The 15,042-nt window shown below is 30.4% G+C and carries 17 protein-coding genes; 3 read left to right on the top strand and 14 right to left on the bottom strand.

Annotation, left to right across the window (positions count from 1 at the left end):
• Positions 1–39 precede the first annotated feature (39 nt).
• Genes IM744_RS20840 through IM744_RS08345 form a run of 3 tightly spaced genes read right to left on the bottom strand, consistent with a single transcriptional unit; the run spans position 40 to position 2,859 of the window.
• Entirely contained in the window at positions 40–1,008 is a 969-nt protein-coding gene (locus IM744_RS20840) for a hypothetical protein (RefSeq protein ID WP_194507668.1), read from the bottom strand.
• Positions 1,005–1,967 (bottom strand): pepsin/retropepsin-like aspartic protease family protein, encoded by a 963-nt coding sequence (locus tag IM744_RS08340; RefSeq protein ID WP_194507669.1) that lies wholly within the window; start codon positions 1,965–1,967, stop codon positions 1,005–1,007. The genes IM744_RS20840 and IM744_RS08340 overlap by 4 nt, the downstream gene beginning before the upstream one ends.
• A 40-nt stretch (positions 1,968–2,007) precedes the next feature.
• The gene (locus IM744_RS08345; protein WP_194507670.1) at positions 2,008–2,859 is read right to left on the bottom strand and encodes an alpha/beta hydrolase; all 852 of its coding nucleotides are present in this window, start codon (positions 2,857–2,859) and stop codon (positions 2,008–2,010) included.
• 47 nt (positions 2,860–2,906) lie between these two features.
• On the opposite strand from IM744_RS08345, the gene IM744_RS08350 reads away from it, so the two are divergent.
• Complete coding sequence (locus IM744_RS08350; RefSeq protein WP_194507671.1) at positions 2,907–3,527, top strand: L-threonylcarbamoyladenylate synthase; 621 nt, start codon at positions 2,907–2,909, stop codon at positions 3,525–3,527.
• 70 nt (positions 3,528–3,597) lie between these two features.
• On the opposite strand, the gene IM744_RS08355 is transcribed toward IM744_RS08350, so the two are convergent.
• The 3 genes from IM744_RS08355 to IM744_RS08365 all read right to left on the bottom strand — a co-directional run bounded on the left by IM744_RS08355 (position 3,598) and on the right by IM744_RS08365 (position 6,100).
• Positions 3,598–4,455, bottom strand: coding sequence for an OmpA family protein (locus IM744_RS08355; RefSeq protein WP_194507672.1), 858 nt, complete (start codon positions 4,453–4,455; stop codon positions 3,598–3,600).
• Positions 4,456–4,578: 123 nt separating this feature from the next.
• Entirely contained in the window at positions 4,579–5,559 is a 981-nt protein-coding gene (locus IM744_RS08360; RefSeq protein WP_194507960.1) for a glycosyltransferase family 2 protein, read from the bottom strand.
• A gap of 97 nt (positions 5,560–5,656) precedes the next feature.
• Positions 5,657–6,100, bottom strand: a complete 444-nt coding sequence (locus tag IM744_RS08365; protein ID WP_194507673.1) for a type I restriction enzyme HsdR N-terminal domain-containing protein — start codon at positions 6,098–6,100, stop codon at positions 5,657–5,659.
• 103 nt (positions 6,101–6,203) lie between these two features.
• Here IM744_RS08365 and holA point away from each other — a divergent pair, with 103 nt between their 5' ends.
• Positions 6,204–7,211 carry a DNA polymerase III subunit delta gene (holA, locus tag IM744_RS08370; RefSeq protein ID WP_194507674.1) on the top strand — a complete coding sequence of 336 codons (1,008 nt, stop codon included), beginning with the start codon at positions 6,204–6,206 and terminating at the stop codon, positions 7,209–7,211.
• Between the two features lie 105 nt (positions 7,212–7,316).
• Here the strand turns inward: holA and IM744_RS08375 are convergent, their stop codons facing one another.
• Positions 7,317–8,168 (bottom strand): alpha/beta hydrolase, encoded by an 852-nt coding sequence (locus tag IM744_RS08375; protein ID WP_194507675.1) that lies wholly within the window; start codon positions 8,166–8,168, stop codon positions 7,317–7,319.
• A gap of 319 nt (positions 8,169–8,487) precedes the next feature.
• Here IM744_RS08375 and IM744_RS08380 point away from each other — a divergent pair, with 319 nt between their 5' ends.
• Positions 8,488–8,847: a diacylglycerol kinase gene (locus IM744_RS08380; RefSeq protein WP_194507676.1), complete on the top strand. Its 360-nt coding sequence runs from the start codon at positions 8,488–8,490 to the stop codon at positions 8,845–8,847.
• A gap of 70 nt (positions 8,848–8,917) precedes the next feature.
• On the opposite strand, the gene IM744_RS08385 is transcribed toward IM744_RS08380, so the two are convergent.
• From IM744_RS08385 to IM744_RS08415, 7 genes are all read right to left on the bottom strand, one after another.
• Positions 8,918–9,916 (bottom strand): NAD-dependent epimerase/dehydratase family protein, encoded by a 999-nt coding sequence (locus IM744_RS08385; RefSeq protein WP_194507677.1) that lies wholly within the window; start codon positions 9,914–9,916, stop codon positions 8,918–8,920.
• A 57-nt stretch (positions 9,917–9,973) separates the two neighbouring features.
• The gene (locus IM744_RS08390) at positions 9,974–10,543 is read right to left on the bottom strand and encodes a Crp/Fnr family transcriptional regulator (protein WP_194507678.1); all 570 of its coding nucleotides are present in this window, start codon (positions 10,541–10,543) and stop codon (positions 9,974–9,976) included.
• Between the two features lie 141 nt (positions 10,544–10,684).
• Positions 10,685–11,149, bottom strand: coding sequence for a GNAT family N-acetyltransferase (locus tag IM744_RS08395; protein ID WP_194507679.1), 465 nt, complete (start codon positions 11,147–11,149; stop codon positions 10,685–10,687).
• A gap of 128 nt (positions 11,150–11,277) precedes the next feature.
• The gene (locus tag IM744_RS08400) at positions 11,278–12,129 is read right to left on the bottom strand and encodes an alpha/beta hydrolase (RefSeq protein WP_194507680.1); all 852 of its coding nucleotides are present in this window, start codon (positions 12,127–12,129) and stop codon (positions 11,278–11,280) included.
• 159 nt (positions 12,130–12,288) lie between these two features.
• Positions 12,289–12,705 carry a hypothetical protein gene (locus IM744_RS08405; RefSeq protein ID WP_194507681.1) on the bottom strand — a complete coding sequence of 139 codons (417 nt, stop codon included), beginning with the start codon at positions 12,703–12,705 and terminating at the stop codon, positions 12,289–12,291.
• A 223-nt stretch (positions 12,706–12,928) separates the two neighbouring features.
• Positions 12,929–14,128, bottom strand: coding sequence for a TlpA disulfide reductase family protein (locus tag IM744_RS08410; RefSeq protein ID WP_194507682.1), 1,200 nt, complete (start codon positions 14,126–14,128; stop codon positions 12,929–12,931).
• Between the two features lie 161 nt (positions 14,129–14,289).
• The gene (locus IM744_RS08415) at positions 14,290–14,997 is read right to left on the bottom strand and encodes a hypothetical protein (RefSeq protein WP_194507683.1); all 708 of its coding nucleotides are present in this window, start codon (positions 14,995–14,997) and stop codon (positions 14,290–14,292) included.
• Positions 14,998–15,042: the final 45 nt, after the last annotated feature.

A 15,042-nucleotide genomic window follows, 5' to 3' on the forward strand; every position in this document is an offset into this window, starting at 1 on the left:
AATTACATTTCTATAGGCAAGTTAAATAATTTATGTTAATTACTTCACCATAAAAACAGAGTTAATATTCCCTTTACCATCATATTCTTTAATAGGATTATCAGGATCTAGTATCCAATTTCCGTCGATAATAAATTTGTAATAATGTTTTCCAGCAGGTAAGGGTAGGCGAAGTTTCCAATAATTGTTTTCTACTTTCTCCATTTCTATATCATCTTCATTCCAATCGTTGAATGAGCCAGCTAAAATAACACGATGAGCATCACTATGACCTTTGAGTAAAAAAGTAACGTATTTACCAACGTTTATTAATGAGTTGTAGTGGCCAAATTCATTAAGGACTTTAGATGGGTTAGAAGGATCGACCATCCAATTACCATCAACAATAAATTTATATTCGTATTCTCCAGGTTTGATGTTTAATTTTAATTCCCAACCATTATCAATTTTGTGCATTCTTAAATCGTGCTCATCCCATCTATTAAAAGATCCAGCAACGATGATTTTATTAGCATCATCATAACCTCTTAATCTAAAAGTTACATTGCCTTTATTATTAGGAATTGCAGCTTTAGTGTCCATTTTTAAGTTATAGACATTGAGGTTACTTCTTTTTATATCAGATAATTTAATATTTGGGTCTAACTCAGATGGTTCTGCCCAATATTGATTATTGACAATAAATTTGAATTCCCAAGTGAATTCATCTCTAAAATCATTGATGTGTTTTCTAAGTTCATAAGTATTATCATCAACTTTGAGCATCTTCCAATCATATTTTGACCAATTATTGAACTCACCAGCAACAACAACATTATCTATGTTTAAGTCTTCAAATTTGATATCGTCATTAGAATTGTCCTTAGTAAATTGTTCGTAATCAAACTTGCTAAATGTAAACACTACGTAATTGCCATCAAACCGATATCCTTTGTCATTTTGAGCAAAAGACGTCCATGTTGCAAAAGCAATTAGTAAAATAATGATATGTTTAACTATGGATTTCACTGTTTGTTTAAAGGGAACTCTACAAAGTAAAGCTTTTCTTTTTTATAATTAATAATGGTACGCTGTTGTCTAAAGAATTCATAACCCAAAATACCATCTAGTGAGGTACCAAAGGCTTCATTCATTTGATTAAGGTTTGTGAGCAATGTCGTCATAGGTGCAAAATAAATTCTATCACTTAGTTTAACACGATACAATTTTCCTGCCATAACTTCAATCTTTTTCCCGCTAGCTCCAACAAGCATCAAACGTTTTGATGGAAAGAAGTATTTCAATACTTTTTTATTGGTTCTTTTGTTAAGTTGGTTGTATTCGGCAGCTGTATCTAAGCCAAATTTTAATAATTCATCATTGACAGATACTTCTAAAACAATGGTGTGTTTTTTTAATTTGAAATTTACCGTATCAATGATTTTTTCTAGATATTGTCTTGGATCTAATTTTTGACCTTCATAATTCACTCGAGACAAGGTGATTTGATTTAAATACATGTCAATAAAAACTTCGTAGTCTTTTAAAATATCATAACCGATAATACCTAAAAGGTGAATTTTTTTACTCGTTTCAATATGAGATAAATCAATGACATCAGATTTTTTGTTTTCAATAGTAATATCCTTTATAATAAATTCTCGTAAACGTTTTTCTAAGGGATTGTCAATAAAATCAATAACTCCAGAAGCTTCTCTTGAATTACTATAATCGTTTTGTCGAGTTTTAAAATGAACTTTGTTGAGTATGAGTGTTTCAGATCCTGTATCAATTATAAAATTACCCTTTTGATTTAAAAGTTCTGCTTCAATAACGATAAGATTATCAATAAGTTTGAATGGAATTCTCGTTGTGTGTTCACTTAAAATTTCAGCTTTAGGAAACGTAATAGGCCCTGGATTTGATTTAGAAAATCCATGTGAAGATGCTATAATTGCAAAAAAGAAGAATGTAAATAGATTCCGCATACTTAATAGACTACAAAACCATGAGTAATGTTACACTTTTTTACTCTAAATGTGTTTGAGTAAACGCCTTCAACTTCGTCCAGGTATCCAACAATTCTAATCCAACCCAACCATGACCAGCATTTGGATAGAGTGTGAACTGATGAGTTACACCTAGCTCAGATAATTTTAAATCCATATCCACACCTTGACTTGTTGGAATCAATGGGTCTTGACCACCATAAAACAATATCGTTGGAGGAGAAGTTGTCGTTGCTTGGTGATACGGACTTATCTCTTCTAAATAGGCTGTTGATGTATCAATTCCAAAAGTGTCAATGATCTCCTGAAGTAAAGGATCTTCGTTTTCTAAATATGCAGGATCTGTAAAATTAGCAGGTCCTACAATACTTGCAACCATTTTTACATCATCGTTTGTGTCAAATGCATAACTCCAAAGCATTGATAAATGTGCTCCAGCGCTAGTTCCTAAAAACCCAATATCATTAGAAATTACATAGTCATTTTGATTTGTTTTAAGTAAGTTGACAATAGTTGTAATATCATCTATTTGCATTGGGTAAGGTTGATTGTCTGAATCTGCAAGTCTATAATTTATATTCACAATTGCAATATTTGGTAAGTCTTGAAGACTGAGATCTTTTAAAGGATTCATATCTGCTTTATCACCAGAAGTCCATCCACCTCCATGAACTAAAATTAAGACTTTAGTGTCTAAAGTTCGGTTTGCTGGTAGATAGATATCAAAGACTTGATCACTATCAGTTCCGTAGGATACATTTAATTCTTGACGAAATTCTAGAGGTGTACTATCTTGAGAATCATCACTTGAGCATGACACAATTCCGAAGGAAATAAAAAGTAATAGGAAAGTGATTTTAAATGTCTTCATAATAAAATAATTAATTACTTTTAAACGTAATTGTAAGGTACAATATTATGGCACAATTGATAAAAATTTATGAAGAGAATCCTAACCCTAAGGAAATCAAGAAAGTCGTTGACGTACTAAAACGTGGCGGATTAGTGATTTATCCAACAGATACCGTTTATGGTTTGGGTTGCGATATCACTAATATTAAGGCACTAGAAAAAATCGCAAGAATTAAAGGCGTTAAGTTAGAAAAGTCTAATTTCTCCTTTATTTGTGAGGATTTAAGTAATCTTAGTGATTATGTGAAGCAGATTGATACAGCAACGTTTAAAATTTTAAAACGTGCACTTCCAGGTCCATATACATTTATTCTTCCAGGATCTAAGAATTTACCCAACCCTTTTAAAAAACGAAAAACAGTTGGAATTCGTGTGCCAGATAATGCTATAACTATAGAAATTGTAAAGCAACTTGGTAATCCATTAGTATCAACTTCTATACGTGATGAGGATTTTGTTGTAGAATACACTACAGATCCAGAACTCATTCTCGAGAAATGGAATAATCTTGTCGATATTGTGATTGATGCTGGTTATGGTGGTAATGAAGCGTCTACGGTTATTGATTTGTCTGAAGAAGAGCCAGTGGTTATTAGAGAAGGGAAAGGGAGTTTGGAGATTTTTTAAGGTTGTTATAAAGCATAATAAAAAAGCCCAATCTTTCGATTGAGCTTTTTTATTATCTATTAAATACCTACTACTTCTCAGCAGATAAGTTTTTCATTTCTTCTTCAATCATTTCGTAGAACTGATCAATTTTTGGTAATACAACAACACGAGTACGTCTATTTTTTGCTCTGTTCTCTGCAGTATCATTATCTGCTAAAGGTACATAGCTACTTCGTCCAGCTGCAATTAATTGACCAGGATTAACTCCCAACTCTTGCAATACACGAATAATAGAAGTAGAACGTTTAACACTTAAATCCCAGTTGTCAATAAGTACACCTTTGCTGTAAGATCGACTATCTGTATGACCTTCTATCATCGCTTCAAAATCTGGTTTGCTTTTGATCACTTTAGCCACTTTAGCTAATACATCTTTTGCTTTAGTAGTTACATTGTAGCTTCCAGATTGAAATAATAATTTATCTGCGATAGAAATAAATACAACACCTTTTTCTACGTTAATTTCAATATCTGGATCATCAATACCAACTGCCTTTTTCAAGCTAGTTACTAATGCTAATGTTACACTGTCCTTTTTAGATAAAGCATCTTGTAAACGTGAAATTTTAAGATCTTTTTCCTTTAAGCTTTCTAATGATTTTTCTACATTTTTAGCACCTTGAGTTGTTAAGACAGTCATGTCTTTAGTATTCTCAATTAAAGCTTGATTTGAAGATTTCATATCTGCTAAACGATTCTTTAATTCTTCTAAACGAGCAGCAGATGCAGCTTCATCAGATAAACACTTGTTTAATTTTACAGTTGCAGAATTCAATAAATCTTGAGTTGCTTTATGTTTTGTTTCTAGTGCCATAAATTCCTTCTTAGATACACAAGAAGTCAAAATCAACATTCCTACAACACTTAATAGCATTAATTTTTTCATAATAGTTTTTAAAAAATTAGTTATAAATTTTTATTTGTTCGTTTCTTAGAACATACCAAAATTAGAGAAAAGAACAGTTCCTTTTAGCCTATTTAACTAAAATTTTAACACATTTGCTAACAATTAGTAATTACAACGATTTCGTATGTAATAAGACCAAACAATAGAGGTAATTTGGTAGTAGGTTTTTTTCTTCGGAAGTTGTTTTCGTTCCTTTAAAAGTCTAGGTAAATTCACATAAAAACTGAAATGCGCTTTTAGAATAGCTATAAAGTGAGTGAACTTTAAACTGTAAAGGAATTTTAATCCTGCAATTCCGTCGAGAATGAGTCGAATGACTAAGATTCCGAAGAGAAAACCATCTGCATTTTTAGTAAGCGTAAATAAACTGTTTCTAAAATTGAGATAAGTTTTTTTAGGATTTATAGCATTTAAAGTAGCACCTCCAACATGATAAACGGTTGATGTACCAACATATTTGGTATTAAATCCAGCATTGAAAGCTCTCCAGCATAAATCAATTTCCTCAAAGTGAGCAAAATAGCTTTCATCAAAACCGTTGAGTGTTTCAAAAGTAGATTTCTTGATAAAAAAGCAAGCACCAGAGGCCCAGAAAATTGATGAGGTGTCATTATATTGACCATCATCTTTTTCTATGGTATCAAAAATTCTACCTCTGCAGTATGCGTAACCGTATTTGTCTATAAATCCGCCAGCAGCACCTGCATATTCAAAGTGTGATTTATTTTTGTAGTCTAAAATTTTTGGTTGTATAATGTCTGTACTCGTGTTAGTCTCAAATTCTTTAATAATAGAATTGAGCCAGTTTGGAGTGACTTCAATATCGCTATTTAATAAGCAAAATACATCTGCATCAACGTGTTTTAATGCGTGGTTATAACCTTTGGCATAACCTCCATTTGTTGTGTTTTTAATGATTTTTACCTTCGGAAATTGGCTTTGTACAAAATCAATAGAATCATCTGTAGAAGCATTGTCTGCCACATATATCTCTGCACCTTCAGAATATTGCGTGACAGATGGTAAGAATTTTTCTAGTAATTCTTGTCCGTTCCAGTTTAGTATGATGATGGCTAGTTTCAGTATTAAGTATAAAGTAATTAGTTTTAAACTTTAAATTTTAGATGCTTCAACAAATTTAACATATTTCGCTTTGCGACTTCGAACCTTTGCTAGAAAATCAAGAATAATCAGGCACATCTTTCAAAAACTCATAACGTTCCTTTTCAAAATCCATCATACAATAATAATGATTAATTCCGTTTGTGACCATTAAATAGGTAGCATTAAGTGCTAAGTTATAGCGCGCAATTTGATCAAAGGTGGTTTGGTCAATTTTTATTTTGTGTGATTTACACTCAACGATGAGATGAATACTTCCGTCAGGATTGAAAACCACGATATCGTAGCGTTTTGTTAACCCGTTAACCTTGAGTTCTTTTTCTACGTTGATTAAAGATTTAGGATACTTTTTATACTGAATTAAATACTGAACGCAATGTTGACGTACCCATTCTTCGGGTTGTAAAACGATGAATTTTTTACGAATCTCATCAAAAATAGAAACTTTATTTTCGTTACTTTTGAAACGGAAATTGAACTTTGGAAAATTTAATTCTTGCATCAAGATTAATTCAGATTTTATTCAAAGTTAGGCTTCTACAACTGAAAACCAAAAAGCAATTTATTTTTTGGAATTTGGAATTTAATAATTTGGAATTGTAAGCTTGGACGACGTAAAACAAATTGTAGCAGATATAAAGAAAGGAATCATCAAACCCATTTATTTTTTAATGGGAGAGGAGCCTTATTATATTGATGCTATTTCAAATTATATTGAAAAAAATATTCTTGCCGAAGAAGAGAAAGGCTTCAACCAAATGGTGTTGTATGGTCGCGATGTGACTATAGATGATATTGTTGGTAATGCTAAGCGTTACCCAATGATGGCTGAACGTCAAGTGGTGATTGTAAAAGAAGCTCAAGATTTATCTCGTACAATTGAAAAACTGGCAGATTATGCTTTAAATCCTCAACCATCAACGGTTTTGGTAATAAATTACAAGTATAAAAAGATAGATAAGCGTAAAGCACTTTACAAGGCAATTAAAAAGAAGGAAGGCGTTGTTTTTGAAAGCAAGAAATTGTACGAAAATCAAGTTTCAGACTGGATTCGTCGTGTGTTGGCTGGTCAAAATTATACCATTTCTCCAAAAGCATCTCAAATGCTCGTTGAATTTCTAGGTACAGACTTAAGTAAAATTAATAACGAACTAGAAAAGCTTAAAATTGTATTACCCGAAGGGACTCAAATTTCCGCAGAACATATAGAACAACATATTGGGATTAGTAAAGATTACAATAATTTTGAATTGCGAAAAGCTATTGGAGCAGGTGATACGCTAAAGGCTTTTAAAATTGTTAAATATTTTGCAGACAATCCTAAGGATAACCCAATGGTAATGACAGTTTCGTTGCTGTTTAGTTTCTTTTCACAACTCTTGCATTATCATGGTTTAAATGATAAAAATCCTAGAAACGTTGCTTCTGCATTAAAAATCAATCCGTATTTTGTTAATGAATATGTGACTGCTGCGCATAATTACCCGATGCGAAAAGTGAGTCAGGTGATTTCTACTTTGCGTGAATTTGATGTACGTAGTAAAGGTGTGAATTCTAACTCAGTACCTCAAGGTGATTTACTCAAGGAGTTGTTGGTTAGAATCTTTTCTTAGGTAATTTTTCACTTCTTTTTCTTCGGAAATTTTAAATGTTAAACTCCTTTCGTCTTCTTCATTTAAGACATGGAGCAAAACAATTGCTTAAAATTTATTTCTATTTTATTCTACGGGATTTAAAGCCCAAATCAACGCTTTTTCTTTTGTTGCACGAAAAATAGTGTTGTGTTGCTCGTCTGGTTCATCAGAATATTTCCAAGCCAATTGAGCAGGAGCATTTTCCTTTAAGGTTTTTTCTAAGTTTTTTGTGTGTGTAAAAATGTCTTTAGCATCAGATCCTGCAAACCAATACTTGATGTTTTTGTCTGGAAATTTTGATAAATAGGTCTTTGCGTTTTTTTCTAGATAATGATCATTCCACCAAATTGAAGGATCTATAGCAATATAAAAATCAAAGGTTTCTGGTGCAATTAAAAATGTTTCTGTAACAAAAAGTCCTGCTAATGATTCGCCAATAATGCCTTTTCTAGTTGTTGTTCTATAGTCTTTATTGATTCTTGGCATTAACTCATCTGTGATAAATCTTCTGAAATTTTTTGCACCATCAGTCAATGGACAATATTCTCCATCTGCCTCAACTTGAGAAGGTCCAGATAGATCGCGACCTCTTTCGGTATTTTCAATTCCGACGAGAATAAAAGGGGGAATAGATTTACTTTCAATAAGCTTAGCAAGCGTATTTGCAATATGCGGAAAATCTTCTTTTATACCACCATCTGGCATGTACAACACAGGAAAAGCATCTGTACTAGTTTTATAATTTGGAGGTGTCCAAACATTAATCACTCGTGTTTCATCAACACCTTGAGACTCTATGTTAAAATTATCATGCTCAGGAATGGGATCGTTATATTGAGGTGTGTTGGCGCAATTCAACAGGATTATAGAGAGTATGATTATAGAGCCTATTTTTGAATTTGTAATTTGCTTTAAAACTGATTTGTATTGATTCATTTTAGCGTTGAATTTTAGTGGAAGCTTAAAATTAAAGATTTCAAGGCAATTAATCTATTTTATAAGTGCTTCAGTATTAGTCAATAATTAAAAATGACACATTTATAAAGACTTTTTTGATATGAACTCAGTTTTACTTTTTAGTTTAAAACAAAAAAGTAAAGATGAGTTCTATATAAATTTAGTTTATTTGTAAAATGTTTCTAGTATGTTTAATCATGCTATTAGATATATGATTTGAATATTTAATTATTGAAACTTCTAAGAAGGATTAAATAGTAAAAAGTATACATTAAAGCAAAAAAATAAATGTACTTCTATGAAAGATTTTATTGTAGGACGACTTAAAAGCTTAAAATTTGCAATTAAAGGTTGTTATTTATTAATTACTACAGAGCATAGCGTCATGTTACAAACAAGTTTGTTTTCTATGATTGTGATATTGGGTTTTTATTTTGATATTTCTAAGCAAGATTGGATAAATCAAACACTTGCTATGGCTTTAGTGTTAGGAATTGAAGGCTTAAACACAGCTGTAGAAAAATTAGCAGATTTTGTGCACCCAGATCATCATGAGCGTATTGGTTTTATAAAGGATATAGCTGCAGGTGCAGTAACTTTTGCAGCACTTGCGTGTATGACTATAATTTCATTAATCTATTTACCTTATTTTTTGTAATAGGATTTTATGAGTAATCAGTATTAACGAAAATAGATGTTTCATAATTGTGCTATTTTATATTGTTTTCTTAATTCCAATCTTTTTTTAAATAGTTCATTGCTTCAATCAAAGCTTGTTTTGATGATTTTGGACTAAAATCTATTTCTTTTCTGGATTTAGCTATATCATAATCTTGTTTTAATCCGTAAAACATATCTAGATAATGTCTTTGTAATTGAGGTTCTTTTCCAGTTAATTTACTTGCGAGTTCCATTAAGCCTGCAACAGCATATAATAAAGATTTAGGTACTTTTTTTGGTGTTTTTAATCCTAGTTCCGGGAATTTCTGAGCTGCTATTTTTACACTGTCCTGCATAGACGTATGTTGTTCATTTGCTAATATGTAACGTTCGGCATTTTTTCCTTTTTGCATAGCATTGTAACATCCCAATGCGACATCTTTAACATCTATCCAATTGAGTGTTATGTTCGTGTCAACAGGGATTTCGCCATTAATTATTTGGTAAACTAAGTTGTTAGAATAACTTAATTTATGAGCATCTCTGCCAATCATTGCAGAAGGCAAAACCAAAACAGTTCTAATTCCATATTTTTCTCCTAATTCTAAAGCGAGTTTATCAGAATCGTTTTTAGAATTATAATACCAATTTCTTCGGTCTTTATTGTAACCATTATCAACATTTGCTGGTAATTTTGTAAAATCTAGTGATGCTACAGAACTTACAAAAACAATATTTTTAATATCACATTCTTTCGCAATATCAAAGACATTTTGTGTGCCTTGAACATTATTATCATAGATATCTACTTTTGGGTTTTTTGCCCACATGCTAAAATTTGCTCCTACAGCATATAAATTTGTAACATTTTTAAAGGCTTTTCTAAGGGATGCTCGATCTGTAATATCTGCGTGAACGATGTCACAATTCAATCCTTTAAAAGGTTGTTGATTTTTTAAGTTCCTTACAGAGGCTCTTACTTTTTGATCTTTAGAAAGTAGTAGTCTTACTAAATTATTACCTAGATGACCGTTTGCTCCTGTGACTAATGATATTTGTTTGCTCATTTATAACTTCTTTTGAGCAAATTTCTATAGTTTTTGGAGAATTAAAAATAACAATTGTTAGAAAGTGATTTGTTTTCGAATGCGACTTAATGATTGTGGTTCCATACCTAAAAAGGATGCTATATTTTCTACGGAAACATGTAAGGCTAAATTTGGGGTTTCTTTTATGAATTTTAAATAACGTTCTTTAGCAGAAAGTGTTTGAAAATCTCTAACTCTTTCCATTTTACAATTTAAATGCTCATTAGTTATGATTTCAATTAGTATTTTCCATGTCGCTGAATAGCTTTTTAAAATTTCTAAATCTGGTTTAGAAATTTTTAGAATTTTGCAATTGGTAACCGTTTCAAAATAATCTAATGAAGGTGTTTCACTCATAAAACTTTCAATAGAAGAAAAAAAGTTTTGTTCGTCAACAAGGTGTTCCATGATTAGTTTTCCATTTATGTTTTTGTAGCCTTTTACAATACCGTTACTTAAAAAATAAATGTATCTTTCTGTTTTTCCGGCTATTAAGAGATTGGTTTGTGCCTCAATTTCTTCTACAACAAAATGGTTTTTAATTAAATCTCTGTCTTCATGAGTTAAAGAAATTCTTAATTCTATATATTTTAAAAGATTTTTCATTTCAGGCTTACAGTGTTTGCTAAATTAGTTGCAAGGTTAAGCAACTAATTTAGCAAATAAATGACGAATAAGAAATTCCGCAGAAATGTTTGTAAGTAAACTAAACAAGCAATTAATTATATACGGTGTTATAGCCCGTTTTTATTTTGCCCATTTTATTTTTACAGCGGATATATTCTCAAGTTCTAACCTGTTTTTGGTTGATTTTTCAAATCCATTTTTTAAATAAAAATTCAAAGGTGATTTATAAAACTGTCCATTTTTCTTTTTGTCATTGTTATTGTCAATTACCCAACCATTTAATTTAGATTCTTTTTCTTTTGCAAGATTAAGAATTTTTGTTCCATATCCTTTTCCGTGAAAATTTGAATCAAAAATTATCGCAAACCATTTTTCATTTTCACGAATAAAATCAAAGTACCAACCTTTAATTTTTTGATTTTCATTTAACATTAAAATATGAGATTGTTCTGTTAAGTTTTCGATATATTTTTCAAATTCCGCTAGCGTTTTATAATTCAGTTTTTCAGGATATTCATTATTCCACAAATTGAGAATTTCTTTTTTCTCAGTTTTTGATAGTTCTGTCTGTTTAATAAATTCCACTTTGTGTATTGTTTTGTTAAGCTGGATACAACGATTTTGTATATGGCTCGTAGCGTGTAAATTGTAAATATATTTTCGGTTAAGAAAATAACTATATATGAGCTATATAAGTTGTCTTGAGCAGTACTTTATTCGGTTGCTAATACCTTACTAATTATTTCTGTAAATTTTTCATTCCATATTTTATAATCGTGTCCACCGTTATATTCATTAAATTTTGCAAATAGATTTAGTTCGTCGTATTTTGATTTTAAGAATAGGGCATCTTCTTTTAGAAAAAACGGTTCTTCGCTTCCATATTCCATATACAGTTTGGGGTAATCAACATTGGATTTCCAAGTGTTGGTTTGAATATCTCCACCAAATGTTGAAAAACAAAGGTAAGTTCCAATAGTGTTTGGATGATTATTTAATAAACTTAATCCAAAACCTGCACCATTAGAAACACCATAAAAATATCTATCTTCTTTAGTTAGTTTTTGATTGAATTTATTTTCTACAGAAGGTATCAATTCGTCGTTAAAGTATTTCATATGGTTTTTAAACCTGTTAGCGAGTTCTGGGTTATGAGTATCAGCATAATATTGATTTAGGTATTCAAAATATCTGTATGCTAAATACATTGTGTCTCCGTTTCCCAATGTGCCACTACTGTCTGCAATTTTACTATTTGAGTGACTACCAATGTAAATAGTTGGTTTTATTATTTTATTTTCAATTAGCGAATCCAATACTAATTTATAAAAGTTTTTTTCTGTTGATTTACTTCCATCAGTAGCATAAATAATTGGATATTGTTTTGCGGTATCGAACCCTTTTGGTAAATAAACATTGTACTTTCTATATTCGGCTAAATTTTCGCTAAAAATAGAATCAGTATAAAATTCAGATTTTTCGAGTTGTTTTGTTTTATTGGATTGGCAGGACATTGCCAAAATCCCTATAAGTCCAATAAAAAATAGTTGGTTTTTTAATTTCATTCGTGGTTTTTTTCGCATTGCTCACCGGTTTGTGTTTGGTTAGTAGCGTGTTTGAGCACCTAATTCAGGAAATAAATCACAGATAGAATATTCCGTGAGTAATGTTGGTAATTAAGCTAAAACAAGCAATTAATTATTCACGGTGTTGTAATACGAGTTTTATTCCGTTTTAATATTCAGCCATTTATTCCTCCAAACTGTTATTGTTCCAAAAATTACAATTAGGAAAATTATAAAAAATCCAATTCCAATATTTTTTGAGACAATTTTTAGGTTTAAAATCATAAGTGCTATTATGGTAAGCATTGCTCCAATTAATGGCATTTTTCTATTTAGAAATTTATTTCCAATAACAATTATTTTTTCGTTTTCTTTTATGTTCTGCAATTCAATTTCTTCACTTCCACACCACTGAATTTTAGCTTTCAAAGTTTGGTTCTCACTTTCAGTTGGTATTTCAACAGTTTTTTCTTCTCCATTATTCAATTCAGTCAGAGTATGGTCTCCAATTAAAATTTCATACGAGTAGTTTTTGTTAAAACTTTCTTTTGGTCTATTTAGCGTGATTTTTCTCATATACATTATGATTAGTTGCGTTGACTGGAACTAAGTTAGTAAAAGAAAACGAACTAGAGTTGAGTCTGCAGGATTTCACGAGTAAATAAGACAAGTTTTCACTATTGCAAAAGTGGTTTGCTTTATGATCAAAACATTGTTTCAAGATTAGCTTAAAATTGCTTGTTTTTTTAACTCAGTTCTTTGTTACCTGCTGGCTTTTATTAAAATTCTAAAAATCATTTCAAATCCTCTTTTTTAGTACTCCAATATTCTTTTTCTCATCAAAATCAGGAATATAATTTCCACTTTTAAGTAATTCTTTAGCTTCTAAATTAGTCAATATATTACCTTTTTCGTCTTTCCAAATTATTGAATCACTGATTCGGACATGTTTTCCACTATCCGTTATTTTAATTGTATTGGTTTTACTCAGTAATGATTCAGACAAAAATTTGTCTAATTTATCACTTCTCAAATTTCTTGCAATTATAACTCCGTTTTTATCAATAAGAATATTATCTGGAATACTGTTTACAGCATAAATAAGAGAGGCTTTATTATTTCTTCCTTTTAAATCACTTACATGTTTCCAGTTCAAGTTGTCTTTTTCAATAGCTTTAATCCAATTTTCTTTATTCTCATCTAAAGAAACTGCAAAAATTTCAAAATCAGATGTTTTAAATTTATTGTAAACTCTGATTAATTCTGGATTTTCTTCGCGACAAGGAATACACCAAGACGCCCAAAATTCAATAAGAATATATTTTGCATTAATTTCAGATAATTTTTTTGGTTCTCCCTTTTCATTATCCATTGAAAAGTCAATGTATTTTTCGCCTATTTGAGGTGTTTTAGAAATTTGCAAGTCTAAAAAATCAGAGACCATTTTTCCATATTCTGATTGTTTATTTTGAATAGAAAATTTATTAAATAGCTTTGAAGATTCTTCTTGCCCAAATACTTTTGCCATAATTGATAAATTATGAGCACTTAAGATATTATTTGGATTGTTTTTGATGAATTCTAACTCGTATAAAACTATTTCTTCATAGGATTTTAGTTCTTTAAATTTATTCTTTAATGATGTGGCTAAACTGTCTGTAATTGAACCAGTGATAACTGCATTGTCAAAACTTGAAGTACTAGAGTCAAAAGTCATGTTTTTGTTTTCTACCCATAATATTTTTGCAGTAGAGCTATCTCTCCAAAGAATTAGTTGTGCAGGAAAATCAGTAAGTTGAGTATTGAGAACAAAAGTATTTTCTGTCACTTTTACTGAATCAATGAATTTGTTTGATAATGGATTTTGTAATAATAAGATTGTTCCATTATCTAAATCTTTAGTTTTTCCATTAATTGAAAACTTGCTATCATTTTGTCCAATGCAAGAATATGTTATTAATAAAATTAGAAATAAGTTAATTACAAAATGTTTTTTCATAGTTCCGATGTATCTTTAGCTTGCGGGTAATTATTGTGTATGGAGTTGCGTGGTTAAACACCTAATTTAGTAAACAAAAACGAACCAGAAGAAATTCCCAAGGAATTTTCGTGATAAGCAGTGACCAAGCAATTAATTATACACGGAGTTGTAAGCAGTATTTATTTCATTTCAAATATTTTCCAAGTGTCGGTTTTCTCATCTACGTTTTCTGATGTTATTTCCCTCATTCTAAATTTATTCAATTCAATTTTTTCAATTCGTTTTTCTTTTTTAGGTTCTTCGTAGAAAATATCAAATGTCACTTGTCCTTTTATATTCCATTCTTCTTGATTCATGCTAATTAATTCTAAACCTTTAAATCGACTTGCACAAGAAGAATAGTATTTCCCTAATTCAATAATTCCGTCGTTATCTATATCTGCTACAGGAAAAATGTAATTAGTTTCTAAGCAAGGTGAATCAACTCTTATTCGTGGGATTTTTTTGTCGGTAAATATTATAGAAGCACCTTCTTCAACAGCGTTATCTGTTGTAATATATAACTCAGGAATTACTAAAATTGAATCATTTATTCCGTCTTTATTTATGTCTCCTAAAGATTTAATTATAGAATATCTTTCTATATCACTTATCAATGTAGATGTTAATACAACAATAGAAGTATCATTTAAGCATTCTTTAATTCGTTTGTGAATTTTAGAATTTGAAAGTAATTCCTCTTTTTGAGTTGGGTTTTCCCAATGATCTTTCCAACTATTAAATTCAGGAAATTCTGTTTTGGAAATACTTTTGCTGTCTAACTTGTTTTTACACGATGAAAAAAGAATCAAAAGAAGTAAAATTGAGAAAGAGAAGGGTTTTTTCATATGGTCTACAACTAGTTGTTAAACACTAAAGTTAAAAAACTTGAG

The sequence above is a fragment of the Psychroserpens luteus genome, from assembly GCF_015319355.1.
Classification (GTDB): domain Bacteria; phylum Bacteroidota; class Bacteroidia; order Flavobacteriales; family Flavobacteriaceae; genus Psychroserpens; species Psychroserpens luteus.

What these genes read in the sequence shown, in the direction of transcription:
- IM744_RS08405 (WP_194507681.1), bottom strand. Translation starts at nt 12,705, where the DNA reads ATGAGAAAAATCACGCTAAATAGACCAAAAGAAAGTTTTAACAAAAAC.
- IM744_RS08365 (WP_194507673.1), bottom strand. Translation starts at nt 6,100, where the DNA reads ATGCAAGAATTAAATTTTCCAAAGTTCAATTTCCGTTTCAAAAGTAAC.
- IM744_RS08340 (WP_194507669.1), bottom strand. Translation starts at nt 1,967, where the DNA reads ATGCGGAATCTATTTACATTCTTCTTTTTTGCAATTATAGCATCTTCA.
- IM744_RS08380 (WP_194507676.1), top strand. Translation starts at nt 8,488, where the DNA reads ATGAAAGATTTTATTGTAGGACGACTTAAAAGCTTAAAATTTGCAATT.
- IM744_RS08355 (WP_194507672.1), bottom strand. Translation starts at nt 4,455, where the DNA reads ATGAAAAAATTAATGCTATTAAGTGTTGTAGGAATGTTGATTTTGACT.
- IM744_RS08345 (WP_194507670.1), bottom strand. Translation starts at nt 2,859, where the DNA reads ATGAAGACATTTAAAATCACTTTCCTATTACTTTTTATTTCCTTCGGA.
- IM744_RS08410 (WP_194507682.1), bottom strand. Translation starts at nt 14,128, where the DNA reads ATGAAAAAACATTTTGTAATTAACTTATTTCTAATTTTATTAATAACA.
- IM744_RS08375 (WP_194507675.1), bottom strand. Translation starts at nt 8,168, where the DNA reads ATGAATCAATACAAATCAGTTTTAAAGCAAATTACAAATTCAAAAATA.
- IM744_RS08350 (WP_194507671.1), top strand. Translation starts at nt 2,907, where the DNA reads ATGGCACAATTGATAAAAATTTATGAAGAGAATCCTAACCCTAAGGAA.
- IM744_RS08390 (WP_194507678.1), bottom strand. Translation starts at nt 10,543, where the DNA reads ATGAAAAATCTTTTAAAATATATAGAATTAAGAATTTCTTTAACTCAT.
- IM744_RS08415 (WP_194507683.1), bottom strand. Translation starts at nt 14,997, where the DNA reads ATGAAAAAACCCTTCTCTTTCTCAATTTTACTTCTTTTGATTCTTTTT.
- IM744_RS08385 (WP_194507677.1), bottom strand. Translation starts at nt 9,916, where the DNA reads ATGAGCAAACAAATATCATTAGTCACAGGAGCAAACGGTCATCTAGGT.
- IM744_RS08400 (WP_194507680.1), bottom strand. Translation starts at nt 12,129, where the DNA reads ATGAAATTAAAAAACCAACTATTTTTTATTGGACTTATAGGGATTTTG.